Source organism: Cupriavidus sp. FW305-F7, from assembly GCF_058782875.1.
The window spans coordinates 1-16,764 of the sequence record NZ_JBYSYC010000082.1; the positions used below are offsets into that span (position 1 = coordinate 1).

Here is a 16,764-nt window from a genome sequence, read left to right on the forward strand (position 1 = left end):
CAAACCACGAAAGAAGAGAAGAAAGAAAGCGAAACGACAACAATTCGTCAGGTAACATTCCTTCGTGAGGCAACACGAGCGGCCAAGGTGTTTGGCGGCTACCGCTGGATGCGTGACGAAGTCACGACTGGTACGGCCCGTCACGACAACCTGTACTGGCTCGGCGCCAACTACAAGTTCACTCCCGCCTTCACGTTGACTGGTGCGGCTTACTACACCGACGCCCGCACCGACAGCAAGGACTCGTGGATGTTCGTGCTGAACGCCGACTACGCCTTGTCCAAGCGCACTGACGCGTATCTGTCGCTCGGCTACGTGAACAACAAAGGCAATGCGACTTTCGGTGTGACCGGTACGGCCAATACGATGTCAGGCCAGAATCAGACCGGCGCAATGCTCGGCATGCGCCATCGCTTCTAATTTCCTGCAGGCAGGACGAGGCGCGCTTCCGGGCGTGCCGGCGACAACTTCATATCGGCCTTCCCTCACTGTTAAGGTCGTTTGGCCGGCAGAAATGCCGGCCATTTTTTAATCCGAAGTTTGACTCGGATACCAAGCTAACCTGTTGACGCGCCGAGAGCTTTTCAAGCGGCAGGGGGTGGCTACTGGGAACAGCCGGGGTCGATGCCGAGCAGCGCAAAGGCTTTGCGCTGCAACGGCGTGGGACGGGTCGTGATGACGATCTTGGTCTGTGGATTGACCGAGGTCGAGCTGATGTTATAGGTCAACGTGGCGAGGTCCTGCAGCAGCGTGGCGTGCGCAGAGCACGGCGCTGTTCCTCCGACAAGGCAGCGACCGTATGCAGCGGCTGCTCGAACATCCGTAAGGCATCGACTCAGTGAAGCTGGGGTCGATGCGCCACACCAAACCGTCCTGACAAATCGTCGAGACGCCTATCCATTGTCCATAGCTGTGCGCCTGGTGTGATCAAAGTGGAAGCCAGCAGTGAGACTTCAACTAGGCCGCAACCCAGCCCATACAATTTCTCGCGCTCGATGAACGCCACTACCCATGGCCCAGCCTATGATGCGCCGGCTGAGACGTCGAGCACGACAGCCAGATAGTAAAAGCCGGCAGCGGTAGGAATACGTCGCATCGGCGACCCATAGCTGATTGGGCGCATCGGCACAGAAGTGCCGCTGCACCAGATCAGGCGCAGGTCTACCCTGTGGCGTGGTGCGTGGTGCAAATGAAGCGCTGCCGGCAAGCCCCGCGCAGGCCCGCCTCACGCATCAAACGCGCCACGCGCTTGCGCCCGACGTGGATGCCCCGGCGCAGCAACGTGGCATGCACACGCGGCATCCCATAGGTACCGCGCGAGCGAGCGTGAATCTCAAGGATTTGCGCGAGCAACAGCGTGTCACACACGGCATGAGCGCTCGGAGGTCGTTCCATCCATGCATGGAAGCCGCTGCGCGAGACCTTAAGCAGCCGAGCCATGGTGGACAGCGGATAGCGAGCCTGGTTCGCCTTCATGAATTCGTACCCTTGTCGGGCAGCCTGTCGGTCTCCCGGGCGAACCAGGCCGCGGCTTTTGCAAGTATCTCCCTCTCCATTTTGAGCTGCCGGTTCTCACGGCGTAGCCGTGTGAGTTCCTGGCGCTCGGCCGTCGTCAGACCGTCCTGACGAAGTCCGGCATCGCGTTCCGCTTGGGCTACAGATCGTCTGGGCCGTCGGTTCGAACTCCCTGGCCAGATCCTCGGGGCGGCGACCCGCAAGTCGTGACAATTTTATTTTCGTATGCGATTCGCCGAGGCTAGAGGCGACCATTCCATCTACACTGCACGGCTGTTGAAGGAAGCCGTTAAAAATCAGCCAATGCATTCAGTTTTTCGTTTCGATGCTGACCGTCTCGTCAGCTTCCAGGTCTTGTGGAAGGACGGCGAACGCGTCCTGGGTCGGGGCTGGCGCGTCGCTGCCGATGGCCAGCGCGAGGCGGTGCTGGCCTTGTGGCTCGCGACCGAGCATCCGATGCCTGCCAATCTCGGGCGCCTGGCACACGAATTCAGCCTGAAGGAGGCGCTGGACCCCGCTTGGGCCGCCCGGCCCCTGGAACTGGTGCGCGAACATGGCCGGACGGTCCTGCTGCTGGAGGATCCCGGCGGTGAGCCGCTCGATCGCCTGATGGGCACCCCCATGGAGGCTGGCCGCTTCCTGCGCCTGGCGATTGCCATGAGTGGGGCCCTTGGCCAGTTCCACCAGCGCGGCTTCATTCACAAGGACCTCAAGCCAGCACACATCCTGGTGAACCAGGCCGATGGGGCGGTGCGACTCACCGGCTTCGGGCTGGCTTCGCGGCTGCTGCGCGAGACACAGGCGCCGACGCAACCAGACGAGATCGCCGGCACGCTGGCCTATATGGCGCCTGAGCAGACCGGCCGCATGAACCGGTCGGTCGATGCGCGCAGCGATCTCTATGCGTTGGGCGTGACGCTCTACCAGATGCTGACGGGAACGCTGCCGTTCTCCGCCGGCAACCCGATGGACTGGGTCCACTGCCACCTCGCCCGGCAGCCGATGGCGCCGGCCGAGCGGGTACCGGCGAGCCCGGTCCAGCTCTCTGCCGTGGTGATGAAGCTGCTCGCCAAGACGGCGGAGGAGCGCTACCAGACGGCCGGCGGGCTGGAGGCGGATCTGCGGCGCTGCCTGGCCGCATGGGAAAGCCGGGGGCGCATCGACACGTTCGCGCCTGGCGAGCATGACCTGCCGGACCGGCTGATGATCCCGGAGCGGCTCTACGGTCGGGATCGCGAGATTGGGGTGCTGCTCGGCGCCTTCGACCGCGTGGTGTCCGGGGGCGCGCCGGAGCTGGTGCTGGTGTCCGGCTACTCGGGTATCGGCAAGACCTCGGTCGTGCACGAGTTGCACCGTGCGCTGGTGCCGCATCGCGGCCTGTTCGCTTCAGGCAAGTTCGATCAGTATAAGCGGGACATCCCTTATGCAACGCTGGCGCAGGCGCTGCAGGGACTGGTACGCCCGCTGCTGGGCAAGAGCGAGGCGGAACTGGCACCGTGGCGCGCCGCGCTGGCCGAGGCGCTGGGCCCGAACATCGGGCTCATGGTGCCGCTCATCCCGGAACTGGCGCTCATCCTTGGCCCGCAGCCGCCAATGTCGGAAGTTCCGCCGCGCGACGAACAGCACCGCTTCCAGCTCGTGTTCCGCCGCCTCATCGGCGTCTTTGCGCAGGCTGCGCATCCGCTGGCGCTCTTCCTTGACGACCTGCAGTGGCTGGACGCGGCAACACTGGACCTGCTCGAGCATCTCGCGACCCAGCCGGAGGTACGGCATCTGCTGCTGATCGGCGCCTATCGCGATAACGAAGTCACGCCCGGGCATCCGCTGCTGGCGCGACTGACGGCCATCCGCCAGGGCGGGGCAAGCGTGGGGGAGATCATGCTGACGAGCCTGGGGCGCGACGATGTCGGCCGGCTTCTCGGCGATGCCCTGCATTGCACGCCGGAGGGCGGCGAGGCGCTCGCCAGACTGGTGCACGAGAAGACCGCGGGCAATCCATTCTTTGCGATCCAGTTCCTCACCGCCCTGGCGGAAGAGGGGCTGTTTGCATTCAATCATCGCGAGGCGCGCTGGTCGTGGGACCTTGGGCAGATCCGCGCCAAGGGTTTCACCGACAACGTGGTGGACCTGATGCTCGGCAAGCTCGGCCGCCTGCCCGCAGCGACCCAGGAAGCGCTGAAGCAGCTCGCCTGTCTTGGCAACGAAGCCGCGGTAGGCATCATGACCATGGTCCTGGGCGGCAGTGAAGGGACGCTGGATGCGGCGCTGTGGGCGGCGGTCCAGGGCGGCCTGGTGTTGCGGCGCGAGGAGACTTATCGCTTTCCGCACGACCGAGTCCACGAGGCGGCCTACGCGCTGATTGCCGAAGCCGCGCGGCCCGCGGCGCACCTTGCGATCGGGCGCAGGCTTGCCGCGCACACGTCCCAGGAAGCGCTTGCGGAGCGCGTCTTCGAGATCGTTGGCCAGCTCAATCGCGGTGCCACACTGATTACCGCACCCGAGGAGAGGTGGCGGCTGGCCGAGCTGAACCTGCTCGCCGGCCAGCGTGCCAAGGGATCGACGGCCTACGCCAGCGCATTGGCCTATCTGGCCACGGGCGCGGTGCTGTTGCCCGCGGATGCCTGGGAATGCCGGCCCGCGCTTGCCTTTGCACTGGCGTTCGAACGGGCCGCATGCGAATTCCTTACCGGTGCCTCGGGGGCGGCGGAGCCACGCCTCGCCGACCTCGCGAGCCGTGCGGTCGGCCTCCCTGAGTTGGCCGCGGTGACCCAATTGCGACTGGAGCTCTTCATGGCCCTCGGTCAGAGAGGCCGTGCGGTCGAGGTCGGTCTCGATTACCTGCGTCGGGCTGGCGTGGAATGGTCGGCGCACCCTGCGAAGGCGGAGGTAGAGCAGGAGTACGCGCGGATGTGGCGGCAGATCGGGGACCGGCCGATCGATGCGCTGATTGACTTGCCGCGCATGGCCGACCCCGATGCAGTCGGGACCATGGACGTCCTGACCGCGCTGATGCCGCCGGCCTGGTACACCGACGAGAACTTGCGTGCGCTCGTGATTGGCCGGATGGCGAACCTGAGTCTCGAACATGGCAACAGCGATGCGTCGTGCCTTGGCTATGCCTGGCTCAGCATGGTGCTGGCGCCGCAATCGGGCGACTACGCGGCGGGATACCGCTTCGGCAAGCTGGGCCTGGACCTGGTGGACCAGCGCGGGCTGGACCGGTTCAAGGCCCGCGTCTACCAGGTCGTGGGCGGCCACGTCCTGCAATGGACGCATCCGATCCGCGACGCGAGCAGCCTGGTGCGGCGCGGCTTCGATCTGTCCAACAAGCAGGGCGACCGCACCTTTGCGGCCTTCACCAGCAACAACCTCATTACGCACCTGCTGGCCAGCGGCGCGCCGCTGGCCGATATGGAACGCGAAGCCGAAGCTGCGATCGCCTTCGCGCGCGAAGCGGGGTTTGGTCTTGTTATTGACCGCATTACCCCGCAACGCCAGCTTGCCCGGACACTGCGTGGTCTGACATCGGTTTTCGGCTCGTTCAACGATAGCGGGTTCGACGAAGACCGGTTCGAGCGGCATCTGGAGCAGGATCAGGGCCTCGCACTCGTTACCTGCTGGTACTGGATCCGCAAGCTGCAGGCGCGCTTTTTTGCCGCCGACCATGCCGGCGCGATTGCGGCGGCGGAGCGCGCCCGGCCGCTGCTCTGGACCTCACCGTCATTCTTCGAGCAGGCGGAATACCACTTCTATGCAGCGCTGGCACGGGCGGCCTGCTGCGATGCGGTCGCTGCGGCAGACCGGGGCCGGCACCTTGAGGCCCTGGCTGGACACCACCGCCAGTTGCAGGCCTGGGCCGAGCATTGTCCGGGGAATTTCGAAAACCGGGCTGCATTGATCGGTGCGGAGATCGCCCGTATGGGTGGGCGCGAGGCCGACGCCATGCGCCTGTACGAACAGGCCATCCTGTCCGCGCGCGACAACGACTTTATCCACAACCAGGCACTCGCTAACGAGCTGGCGGCACGATTCTATGCGGCGCGGGGCTTCGAGAAGATAGCGTGGGTGTATCTGCGGGATGCCCGTCACGGCTATCGCCGCTGGGGCGCCGAGGGCAAGGTGCGGCAGCTCGACGGGTTATATCCGGCACTCGGCGAAGAAGAGTCGGCACCTGCTTCGACCCGGACGATCGGCGCTTCTGTCGAACACCTGGACCTCGCCACGGTGATCGCCGTCTCGCAGGCGGTGTCGGGTGAAATCTTCCTGGACAAGCTGGTCGACACGCTGATGCGTACCGCAATCGAGCAGGCCGGCGCGCAACGAGGCCTGCTGATCCTGCACCAGGGCGCCGGGCAGCGCATTGCGGCCGAAGCGACCACCTGCGGCCATGCCATCACCGTGCAACTGCACGACCAGAGCGTGCCCGGCACCGCGCTGCCGCTATCGATCCTTCACCATGTTTTGCGCAGCCGCGAGACCGTCATGCTGGACAATGCCGAGGCGCAGGGGCCGTTCTCCGTCGATCCTTACATTCGGCTGCATCGCGCCCGCTCGATTCTGTGCCTGCCGCTCCTCACTCAGGCCAAGCAGATCGGCGTCCTTTACCTGGAGAACAACCTGGCTCCACGCGTCTTCGTGCCGGCCAGGGCGGCGGTGCTGAAGCTGGTGGCCTCGCAGGCGGCGACCGCGCTGGAGAACAGCCGTTTGTACCGCGATCTCGAGCAACGCGAAGCAAAGATCCAGCGTCTGGTCGAGGCCAACATTATCGGCATCTGCATCTGGCAACTCGACGGCCGGATTCTGGAGGCCAATGACGCGTTCCTGCGCATGTCGGGTTACGACCGCGAGGATCTCCGCTCGGGCCGCCTGGGATGGGCGGACCTGATGCCTGCGTCAGCGCAGGCGCCCGGTGCACCCCTGGCTGCGTTCAGCGTGACGGGGACTGTGCCGCCGTTCGAGAACGACTTGGTCCGCAAGGATGGGAGGCGTGTGCCCGTGCTGCTCGGGTCTGCGAACTTCGAGGATGGGGTGGACCAGGGGGTGTCTTTCGTACTCGACCTGACCGAGCGCAAGCGCGCCGAGCAGGCGCTGCACCAGGCGCGGGCCGAACTCGCCCACGTCGCGCGCGTGACCACGCTGAACGCGCTGACTGCCTCGATCGCCCACGAGGTGAGTCAGCCGCTGGCGGCCATTGTCGCGAACGCCAGTGCAGCGTTGCGCTGGCTCGGCCGCCAGCCCCCCGATCTTGCTGAGGTGCGGGAGGCGGTGGGGGGCATTGTCCAGAACGGGCATAGGGCCAGCGCGGTGATCGAGGGAATGCGGGGGCTGCTGAGGAAGACGGCCGCGGTAACGGTTCGACTTGACCTCAACGAGCTGGTCAAAGAGACGATCACGCTGATCAGCGGCGAGGTGTCGCGACATCAGATCCTGCTGCGGACCGAGCTCGCGCCCGGGCTACCGCTGGTGGCGGGTGATCGGGTACAGTTGCAGCAGGTGCTGCTGAACCTGGTGATGAATGGCATCGAGGCGATGACAGAAGTGGCCGACCGGCCGCGGGAACTCGTGATCCGGTCACTGTGCGCGAAACCCCAGACAGTGCGGGTCGCCGTGGAGGACGCTGGCATCGGGCTGGCTCCGCAGGTGATGGAGCGGGTGTTCGATGCCTTCTACACGACCAAGGCGCAGGGTCTCGGCATGGGCCTGGCGATTTGTCAGTCGCTGGTCGAGTCGCATGGCGGGCGACTGTGGGCGAGCGCAAATTCGCCTTGCGGGTCGGTGTTCCAGTTCGCTTTGCCGGCTAGGCAGAAGTAGACCGACACAGTCTGCCATGCGAGAGGAGGCCAAGCCCTCAGACTACCGGAGCGCCCCATGCGTGCTTGGTGCGCGCTGGCGCGCGACCACGGCCCGGAAAAGGGGCGCCAATCCGGTTGGCTGCCGTAGAACGAAGTAGCGGCGGAAGCTGAGGTCGGAAGCGAGGTGACGAGCGGGGTGGCCATGGCGCCCTCCTGGGAAGCTGGGCAAGCAGACCGTTGAGTCCGATACGATATCGGGACTCGCGGGGCCCTCAGTGACGCAATAGTTTCCCTGCATGATTTGAGTCTGACGCAGATCAATGCAGCGCTAAGCGCTGATGCGGAAGTGCGCAAATGGCGGCTCGGGGGGCTGGAGTAGGGCGCGCAAGGGCGCATTTCAGCCCGGCCGCTGGCCGTGGAATGCATCATCCAATAGCTGCCGGATTTCCCTCTGGGCCAGCGGCCGCGGGTTCGGATACTGCGCCTGCAGCGCCAGTTCGCAGGCGCGGTCGAGATCCTTCTCGCGCATGCCAATATCGCGCAGCGCCACGGCAGCACCCAAAGAAGCAGCCAGGTCGAACACCGCCTGCGGGCCGGTGGCGTCAGGGCGGCCCAACGCGGCGGCAATCGCCGCCATCGCCTGGGGTGCCGCGGGCGCGTTGTAGGCCAGCGCGTGCGGCAGCACGATCGTGTGCGTCTCGGCGTGGGGCAGGTTGTAGCTGCCGCCAAGCGTGTGGCACAGCTTATGATGCAGGCCAACAGTGGCGCTGCCCAACACGGCACCGCAGAGCCAGGCGCCATACAGCGCATCGCTCCTGGCCGCGCGCAGTTGGGCGCTGTCCCGCTCGCCACCGGCTGTCGCGATCACCGGAAGCGCACGTCCCAACGCCGCGATGCCTTCCCGGCACATCCAGTCGCTGACGGGCGTCCGATCGCCCGCGTACAGCCCTTCGGCGGCGTGGGCAATGGCGTTGATGCCGCTGGTCACGCTCATCGCCACCGGCAGGCCGAGGGTCAGGTCGGGGTCGTAGACTACCGTCCGCGGCAGCACGCGTGCATCGCGCCCGGTACGCTTCAGGCCGCCTTCGGTCAGGCCGTAGATCGGCGTCATCTCCGAGCCGGCGTAGGTCGTCGGGACGGCAAGGATGGGCAAGTCCGATTCGAGGGCAATGGCCTTGCCAAGCCCGATGGTCGAGCCGCCGCCGATCGCCACCACGGCATCGGCGCCGAGCTCCGCCGCGCAGGACCGCGCCAGCCGCGCCTGCTCCACCGGCACGTGCATGACAGCGCCATCGAAGATGCCGGCGCAGCGCGCGCCCAGCACCTCGGCGGCGCGCTCGGCCAGGTCGCGTTGTTGGGGGGTGCAGAGCACCAGCAGCTTGCGTGCGTGCAGGGTGTCGGCTTCGGCGCCGAGCGTCGCGAGCGCGCCGGCATGGAACACAATACGCTGCGGGTGGGTCTGGTAGGTAAAGGGTTGCATGATGCCAGGCACCTATTCAATGACGATATGACGCGACTTGATAAGCCGGCCCCAGCGGACGGATTCTTCCCGTATCAGCTTGTTGGTCTGGGCGCTGTCGCCGGCGATTACATCGAAGCCGCCGTCGCTGAGTACCTTGCCGATGGCCGGATCGCGCAGCGTGGCGTTGACCTCGGCGGCGAGCCTGCCGAGGACGTTGAGCGGCGTGCGCGCCGGCGCGATCATCGCCACCCACGAATAGGCCTCGAAGCCCTTGTAGGACTCCGCCACTGCTGGCACGCCCGGCAGGCGCGCGTCGCGCTGGGCGGCTGTCACGGCCAGTGCGCGCAGCTTGCCGGCCTGCACGTAGGGCATCACCAGCGGCAGGCTGGCGATCATCGAATCGACATGGCCGCCCAGAAGGTCGTTGATGGCCGGGCCGCCGCCCTTGTACGGGGTATGCGTGCCGCTGGTCCCCGCGGCTTCATGGAACAGTTCGGCCACCAGCTGGTTGGAACTGCCGGCGCCGACCGACGCGTACGACACGGCATCTGGCTTCTTCGCCGCCGCGACATAGTCCTGCAGCGTCTTGTACGGCGAGCTGGCAGGAACGACCAGCACCATCGGCGAGCGGACCATGTACGAGACGCCGGTCAGGTCCTTCTGCGAGGCGTACGGCAGTTTCGGGTAGATATGCGACTCGGTGGCGAAGCCATCGAACACCATGCCGATGGTGTAGCCGTCCGCCGCGCTGCGCGCGATCTGTGCGGTGCCGATGGTGCCGCCCGCGCCGGCGCGGTTGTCGATCATCACCGGCTGCGCCAGGCGCTTGCGCAGGCCCTCCTGGATCTGCCGCGCCACCTTGTCCACGGTGCCGCCGGCGGCATAGGGCACGATCAGCGTGACCGGCTTGGCCGGCCAGGTTTCGGCGCGGGCACTGGCGGGGGACATCGACGCGGCCGTCACCGTGACCAGCGCCGCTGCCGCCAGCCGTGGCAGCGCGAAGCGCCGGATCGTCTTTGCTGCGGTAGTCTCCATTGGGGTCTGCTCCTCTCTGTGATCGGGATGCCCGGCATGCTCCACTTTTGCTTTATTTGCTAAAAGCCGACGTGCCGGGATCGGTCACTGGATGTTAGACTGGGCCGCATCGTGCGGGAAGCCGGTTCGCCTGCGCAACGCCTTTGCGGAGATTGCAAAAATGGAGTTCAGCCGATTCGCGGAAAACCTGTCTATTTTCGTCGAAGTCGCCCAGTCAGGCAGCTTCTCGGCGGTAGCCCGCCAGCGCGGCCTGGTCGCCTCTTCAGTGGCGCGGCAAATCGATACGCTGGAGCGCGAACTGGGGGTGCCGCTGTTCACGCGCTCGACCCGGGCGCTGGTCCGCACCGATGCCGGCGAACTGCTGTTCGCGCGCGCCACACGCATCCTGCATGAGCTGAGCGATACGCGCGATGCCGTGACGGCGCTGGAGCAGGGCGTCAGCGGACTGATCCGGGTCGCGTGCCTGCCCGCGTTCGGCCGGCGCCACGTGGTGCCGCACCTCGGCGCGCTGTACGCCCAGTATCCGCGGCTGACGGTGGAGCTGGCGCTGACCGAGCGCATCGTCGATCCCGTGGTCGAACGGTTCGATGTCGTGATCCGCGTCGGCCAGCAGGCCGACAGCTCGCTGGTTGCCCGCTGCATCTCCAGCCAGCGTTACATCATCTGCGCGACGCCTGGCTATCTGGCCCTGTATGGCCGTCCGGCGCATGCCGACGAGATCGGCAGGCACCGTCTGATCGACCGTGGCCACAGCACCAGCATGCGCGGCTGGCGTGAGCTGCTGACGCCGGCGCACGCCGCCGAGGCAACGTTTGCGCTCGAATGTGACGACTGCGATGCGCGGCGGCTGTCCGTGCTGCAGGGCCTCGGCATTGCGCTGATGCCCGACTGGTCGGTCGGGCCGGATATCGGCGCGGGCAGGCTGGTGGAGCTGGCGCTTGACGGCCTGCTGCCACAGGTGCCCGGCGGCATCTACCTGCTGCGCGCCACCCAGCATGCCAGCGCGAAAGTGAAGGCTTTCTGCACCCACCTGACCGCCAGCATGGGCAGCCCGCCGACCTGGCAACAGGCGATGGCAGGGGAAGCCGTGCTGGCGTAAGACGGCCGGGGGGCCGGCTTTCGCGATCTCCGCAAAATACTGTTCGGAAGACCACGTCAATGAGGCACACGAGTGATGACGTCCCGGTGTGCCGCAGGGCATAGTAGCGGGCTATCGTAGAGCGAAGCGATTGTGCCACCGGTCCGCCCCCGATAGCTCCGGCCTGTTGGCAATGGCGGTGGCATTCAAGTGCGCGAACGCCGGCTGCCCCCGTCGTATGTCTGCCGAGAACATCGACGGCATTAACGTCGGACGCGATTGCAGGCTCAGGCGTTGTTGAGGATCAGAGATCGTGCGACCGGTGCTCACCATATGCGCGACCCCTCGCACGGCCCAAAGGCTCTGATTTCTATGCGAATTTCGTCCGCAAGTACGCTATTTGACAGTTGCTGAAAGGCAACGTCAAGGCCATGGATGCTCAGCATTCGTGAGACTACGTCGAACTGGCCAAAATCGCAGTTGCTTCGCAGAGCGTGCGCAACGCCCCACAGGAACGTTGTTTCGTATTGAAAAGCTAAAGTCGCATGAATGATGAGCATGAAAAGGCTACGTTCGCATGAACGATGAGCGCGGCTCGCACGAATGACGATCTTCAACAACACCACAGGTACGTTGTTTCGCAGTGAAATAAAAACGCAATTAACCACCAGAAAACGACCCACAACAAGCAAAGACGGCTTTCAAAGGGAGGGGCCATCGACGTGAGGTGTCACCTCTGTATAATTTCACTTTCGTGAAAGTTATTCCACATCTATGCCGAGGCCGCTTCCTGATCCAACTCCGCCATAACGCGTGACAATCCCGAAGCATTGACCAGCTTGGTGACCGGATACGAGCAACGCGGGCAGGGGAAGGGCATGCCCATTGATCAGGCTGGAAATCATTGCGGGTTTCCGTCGGCATGTTGTCCAAGCTGGAGAATGGCAAGGGCGTCAATCTGGAGCACGCGCTGCGCGTTGGACTGGGTTTGACGATGCTCGTCGTGCCCAAGACACATGCATCGTTGCTCGAACAGGCGGCGGCCCAGGAGGCCAAAGCGGGCACCAAGTCGGCAGCCTGTGCCATTAGTTATGCTTTGGGGCGCCTGCGCACATTGTTCGACGATCCGCTTTTCGTGCGCACCCCCGAGGGCATGCTGCCTACGCCCACCGCACAACAACTCGCGCAGCCGGTAGGGCGCGCCATCTCGTCGATCCGCGAGGCCCTGCGCCACACGGAACATTTCGACCCCGGCACCAGCGAACGGGTATTTCGCCTTTCCATGACCGACATCGGAGAACAGGTCTTCCTGCCCCCGTTATGCGAAAAGCTGCAGCGGGTCGCGCCACAAACGCAACTGGAGGCCAGGCAGTTGCTGGTAGCTCAGGTGGAAGAAGCCTTGCGGCTTGGCCAGCTCTTTCGCCATCGGCACTCTGCCCGCTCTCAGGCCGGTAACACGATATGCGCTGCTGTTTCATGAGGACTACGTGTGCATGACACGCAAGCGCCCCGGGCTGCCGGCGCGCAGCCTGTCCGCGGAGCGTTTTCTCGAGCCCTCCCATATCGCGGTGGCGCCAAGTGAAAGTAGTCACCGCAATATCTACGACTCACTGCTGGCCGCCGGCCTGCAGCGGCGTATCGCGCTTCAGGTGCCGCATTTCACCGTGACGCCCCAGATCCTGCAGCGCACCGACTGGATGGTCACGCTACCGCGACGCGTGGCACAAGCGTTCAACCAGCACGGGCAGTTCACCGTTTATCCATTGCCGGTCAAGATTCCCGAAGTCGAAGTCACGGTGCACTGGCATGAAAGCTTCGACAAATAACGAGGGTAACCAGTGGCTGCGCGAACAGATCAGCGAGACCTTGAGAGAGTAGGCAGGGCAGAGGAGCGCCCCAAGTGCGCCGCGCAACGCTCAGCCCGATCCAGGCGATCATGCAGAGACGAGCCGGTCTTGCGATGAAAGGCAATGGGGCGTTTAATTTACCCGGAGGAAGTCCGGGAGGCTCCCATGGCGCGCTGCACAATTTGCGGGTTCGAGAATGCCATTGGCGCCAATTTTTGTGAGCGATGCGGCAACCGGCTGGCGCGCCTCTGTGCGCGGTGTGGCCACGAACTGAGCCCGGCGGCGCGCTTCTGCAACGCTTGCGGCGAGCCCGTCCGCGAAATACCGCAAGTCTCGTCCGCCGCCCCCGTTCATTACACTCCACCGCACCTGGCCGAGCGCATCCGGGCCGAGCAGGCAGCGCTGGAAGCCCGCGGAGTGACCGCCGGCGAACGCAAGACCATCACCGTGCTGTTTGCCGACATGGCGGGCTCGACCGCACTGATCCACGACCGGGACCCGGAAGAGGCAAACCGCCTGATTACCCCCGTCATCGAGCTGATGATGGAGGCCGTGCATTACTACGAGGGCTACGTGGCCAAGTCGTTGGGCGACGGCATCCTCGCGCTGTTTGGTGCGCCCATCGCCCATGAGGACCATACCCAGCGCGCGCTGTATGCGGCGCTGCGCATGCAGGAGGCAATGCACCGGCACAGCGACAAGCTGCGGCTGGAGCAGGGCATCTCGCTGCAGATCCGGGTGGGCGTCCACACGGGCGAGGTAGTCGTGCGCTCGATCCGCAAGGACGACCTGCACACCGACTATGACCCGGTGGGGCACACGATCCACATTGCTGCGCGGATGGAGACGATGGCCGCACCCTCGTCCATTCTCGTGAGCGAATCCGCCCACAAGCTCGCGCAGGGGTACTTCGAGTTCAAGGCGCTGGGAGACGCCCAGGTCAAAGGCATCCCCGAGCCGCTCGCGGTCTATGAAGTGCTTGGTCTCGGGGCATTGCGCACGCGCTTGCAAGTGGCAGCGCACCGCGGCCTGGCCCGCTTCGTGGGCCGCGCCGCCGAACTGGAGGCGCTGCAACTGGCGCTGGACCAGTCCACCGCCGGACACGGGCAGATCGTCGCGGTGGTGGGGGAGGCCGGGGTCGGCAAGTCGCGGCTGTTCCACGAGTTCAAGGCGCGCTCGCAGAGCGCCTGCCTAGTGCTGGAGACCTTCTCGGTGTCGCACGGCAAAGCCTTTGCTTATTTGCCACTCATCGAACTCCTGAGGAATTATTTCCAGCTCACCGCTCAGGACGAGAAGCGGCGCTGCCACGAGAAGGTCGCGGGCAAGATCGTCACGCTGGAGCGCAGTCTTGAAGACGTCATGCCTTACCTGCTGTATCTGCTGGGCATCAGCGAGCTCGGCTCGGCGCTGGCGGACATGGGTGCCAGCCTCCGGCGCGAGCGCACGTTCGAGGCCATCACGCGTCTTCTGGTGCGAGAGAGCCTTAATCAGCCCGTCGAGTTGCTGTTCGAGGACCTTCAGTGGCTGGACAGCGAGACCGAAGCCTTCCTCGCTTACTTCATCGAGCGAATGGCGCAGGCCCGGATGCTGCTGCTTGTGAACTACCGCCCCGAGTATCAGTGCGCGTGGGGGCACAAGGACAATGGCACCGCATTGCGGCTCGCCCCCCTCGGTCCAGCCGAGGCGCAAGGCTTGCTCGGCGACTTGCTGGGCAATGACCCCAGCCTCGCGCCGCTCAGGCAGCTTATCCTCGAAAAAACCGAGGGCAATCCCTTTTTCTTGGAGGAGGTCGTCCAGACTCTGGCCGAGGAAAAGGCGCTGCTCGGTGAACCCGGCCATTACCGTATTGAAAAGACCCCGGCCGCGCTGCATATTCCGACCACGGTACAGGGCGTGCTCGCGGCGCGCATGGACCGGCTGCCACTCGCGCAGAAGGAACTGCTGCAGACCCTGGCCGTGATCGGCAAGGAATTCCCCTTGAGCCTGATCCGGCAGGTCACCGGGCAGTCCGAGGAGCGCCTCTATCCACTGCTGGCCGGCCTGCAGGCGGGAGAGTTTATCTACGGGCGGCCGGCATTCCCGGAAGTCGAGTATGCGTTCAAGCACGCCCTCACCCAGGAAGTCGCAGGCCACTCTCTGCTCTCGGAACAGCGCGGCGCGTTACATGAGCGCACAGGCCGGGCCATCGAGATCCTCTTCCGGCATCACTTGAGAGACCACTGCAGCGAACTGGCACATCACTACAGTCTCAGCGGCAATATCCCCAAGGCGGTGGAGTACCTGCATTGCGCCGGGCGTCAGGCCGTTGAGCGTTCGGCGCATCTTGACGCCATCCGTCACCTGAGTATGGCGCTGGAGTTGCTCAAGCGCCTGCCCGACGCGCCCGAACGCGCGCGCCAGGATCTTGCCTTGCGCGTTACCCTCGGCCCAGCCTTGATCGCTGCGAGAGGTTATGCCTCGTCGGAGGTGGAGGCCAACTATGCCCTAGCCCTGACCTTGTGCGAACACGGTGGTGAAACCCCGCAGCTGTTCCAGGTGAAGTTGGGATTGCGCACTTTCTTTTCACTTCGTGCGCAGCATCACACGGCGTATGAATTAGGGGAGGCGCTGCTCGAGTTGGCTGAGAACGCGCAAGACCCGGTGCTGCTCGAGCACGCTCATATCGCGCTGGGAGGATCGTCGCTCTTTCTGGGCAAGTTCCACCAGGCCCGGGCGCACTTGGAGCGGGGGCTTGCCCACTATGACCCTGAACGGCGTCAGGCCCATGACGCACTCTATGAGATGGACCATGGGGTCCGTGGCCTCTGCCTTCTGGGATGGGTCTTATGGCTGCAGGGCTTTCCGGCTCAGGCCAGCAAGGCTGCCCAAGAGGCGCTGGCGCTGGCCCGCAGGCTTTCTCATCCTTTCAGCCTCGCTCTCGGCCTGGCCTTTGCCGCCGAATTGCATCAGCTGCGGCATGAGACACAACTGGCCCGGGAGTGCGCCGACGCCACCATCACGCTCTCGACCGAGCAAGGATTTCCGTTCTGGCTCGCATGGGGAACCATCTTGCGGGGCTGGGCGCTGGCCGAGCAGGGGAGCAGTGAGGAGGGCATTGCCCAGATACGCGAGGGCCTGGCCGCCTACCAGGCCACGGGCGCCGAGCTGGGGCGGCCTTATTTTCTGGCCCTGCTGGCCCAAACCTACCAGAACGCCGGCCAGGCGCAGGCGGGACTGGACGTGCTGGCTGACGCGCTGGCCACGGTCGGCAACACGGGAGAACGTTTCTTTGAAGCGGAGTTGCATCGGCTCCAGGCGGAACTGCTTCTCCATCGCCCGGACGGAGCTGCTGACCCCGAAGCGGCGGCAGCGTGCTTTCATCGGTCCATCGCCATCGGCCGCCAGCAAGGCGCGAAGTCGCTCGAGCTGCGCGCGGCGCTGGGTCTGGCTCGCCTATGGCAAGACCAGGACAATGCGGAAGTTGCGCGGCAGATGCTGGCCGGCCTGCATGAGTCCTTCACGGAAGGGTTCGACACCGCTGAGTGGCAGCAGGCCAGGGCACTGCTGGATGCTGCGCGACCATCCGGCCAGCGCGACTGAGAAGCGCTGGCTCACCTCGTCAAGGGAGGTATGTGCCCTTGTCGAAATTGCCCGCCAGCAGGTTGCCGAATCCTGTGGGGCGATCTGCCAGGCCCAGCGTGCGCAAGCAGTGCCAAAGCAGGGCCTGGTTGCTGGTGATGACGGGTTTGCCGGCACGCTCGATCTCTTCGATGACGTCGCTCACCTGTATGCCGGCGCAGCTGATCAATACTGCATCGGCGTTGTCGGTATCGAATTGTCGCGCCAGGTCAGCCCAATGCGAGGCAGGAAACGAGTCCTGCTGAATCGGCGTGGAACATGGGTCTGCGATTTCGCAGACGACCTCGACACCGTGTCGGGCGAGGAACGCGATTTCCATCTCGACCACCTGGCGCGGATAGGGTGTCATCAGTGCGACACTGCCCGCGCCAACCGCATGCGAGGCGGAGAGACTCGATTGGGGTGCGGAAACGCTGA

General features: G+C 65.0%; 11 protein-coding genes and 1 pseudogene. 6 read left to right on the forward strand and 6 right to left on the reverse strand.

Annotation, left to right across the window (positions count from 1 at the left end):
• A partial coding sequence (locus tag AC3WL8_RS38380; RefSeq protein WP_492380116.1) for a porin occupies positions 1-420 on the forward strand: 420 nt, incomplete at its 5' end.
• 182 nt (positions 421-602) lie between these two features.
• Here the strand turns inward: AC3WL8_RS38380 and AC3WL8_RS38385 are convergent.
• From AC3WL8_RS38385 to AC3WL8_RS38395, 3 genes and pseudogenes are all read right to left on the reverse strand, one after another.
• Positions 603-728: a hypothetical protein gene (locus tag AC3WL8_RS38385; protein ID WP_492380117.1), complete on the reverse strand. Its 126-nt coding sequence runs from the start codon at positions 726-728 to the stop codon at positions 603-605.
• 107 nt (positions 729-835) lie between these two features.
• Positions 836-1,009, reverse strand: a pseudogene (locus AC3WL8_RS38390) (VapC toxin family PIN domain ribonuclease); the annotation flags it as partial.
• Positions 1,010-1,161: 152 nt separating this feature from the next.
• Entirely contained in the window at positions 1,162-1,476 is a 315-nt protein-coding gene (locus AC3WL8_RS38395) for an IS3 family transposase (protein ID WP_492380118.1), read from the reverse strand.
• Positions 1,477-1,818: 342 nt separating this feature from the next.
• On the opposite strand from AC3WL8_RS38395, the gene AC3WL8_RS38400 reads away from it, so the two are divergent.
• Complete coding sequence (locus AC3WL8_RS38400) at positions 1,819-7,326, forward strand: trifunctional serine/threonine-protein kinase/ATP-binding protein/sensor histidine kinase (RefSeq protein ID WP_492380125.1); 5,508 nt, start codon at positions 1,819-1,821, stop codon at positions 7,324-7,326.
• A 378-nt stretch (positions 7,327-7,704) separates the two neighbouring features.
• On the opposite strand, the gene AC3WL8_RS38405 is transcribed toward AC3WL8_RS38400, so the two are convergent.
• Both AC3WL8_RS38405 and AC3WL8_RS38410 read right to left on the reverse strand, forming a co-directional pair.
• Positions 7,705-8,787: a maleylacetate reductase gene (locus tag AC3WL8_RS38405; protein WP_492380119.1), complete on the reverse strand. Its 1,083-nt coding sequence runs from the start codon at positions 8,785-8,787 to the stop codon at positions 7,705-7,707.
• Between the two features lie 12 nt (positions 8,788-8,799).
• Positions 8,800-9,804 carry a tripartite tricarboxylate transporter substrate binding protein gene (locus tag AC3WL8_RS38410; RefSeq protein ID WP_492380120.1) on the reverse strand — a complete coding sequence of 335 codons (1,005 nt, stop codon included), beginning with the start codon at positions 9,802-9,804 and terminating at the stop codon, positions 8,800-8,802.
• A 160-nt stretch (positions 9,805-9,964) separates the two neighbouring features.
• Here AC3WL8_RS38410 and AC3WL8_RS38415 point away from each other — a divergent pair, with 160 nt between their 5' ends.
• The 4 genes from AC3WL8_RS38415 to AC3WL8_RS38430 all read left to right on the forward strand — a co-directional run bounded on the left by AC3WL8_RS38415 (position 9,965) and on the right by AC3WL8_RS38430 (position 16,308).
• Positions 9,965-10,903: a LysR family transcriptional regulator gene (locus AC3WL8_RS38415; RefSeq protein WP_041228993.1), complete on the forward strand. Its 939-nt coding sequence runs from the start codon at positions 9,965-9,967 to the stop codon at positions 10,901-10,903.
• A gap of 901 nt (positions 10,904-11,804) precedes the next feature.
• Entirely contained in the window at positions 11,805-12,362 is a 558-nt protein-coding gene (locus AC3WL8_RS38420; RefSeq protein ID WP_492380121.1) for a hypothetical protein, read from the forward strand.
• Positions 12,289-12,708, forward strand: a complete 420-nt coding sequence (locus AC3WL8_RS38425; RefSeq protein WP_492380122.1) for a LysR substrate-binding domain-containing protein — start codon at positions 12,289-12,291, stop codon at positions 12,706-12,708. The genes AC3WL8_RS38420 and AC3WL8_RS38425 overlap by 74 nt, the downstream gene beginning before the upstream one ends.
• A gap of 186 nt (positions 12,709-12,894) precedes the next feature.
• Positions 12,895-16,308 carry an adenylate/guanylate cyclase domain-containing protein gene (locus AC3WL8_RS38430; RefSeq protein ID WP_492380123.1) on the forward strand — a complete coding sequence of 1,138 codons (3,414 nt, stop codon included), beginning with the start codon at positions 12,895-12,897 and terminating at the stop codon, positions 16,306-16,308.
• Between the two features lie 19 nt (positions 16,309-16,327).
• Here AC3WL8_RS38430 and AC3WL8_RS38435 read toward each other — a convergent pair.
• Positions 16,328-16,764 (reverse strand): maleate cis-trans isomerase family protein (locus AC3WL8_RS38435; protein WP_492380124.1); only part of this gene is annotated, 437 nt, incomplete at its 5' end.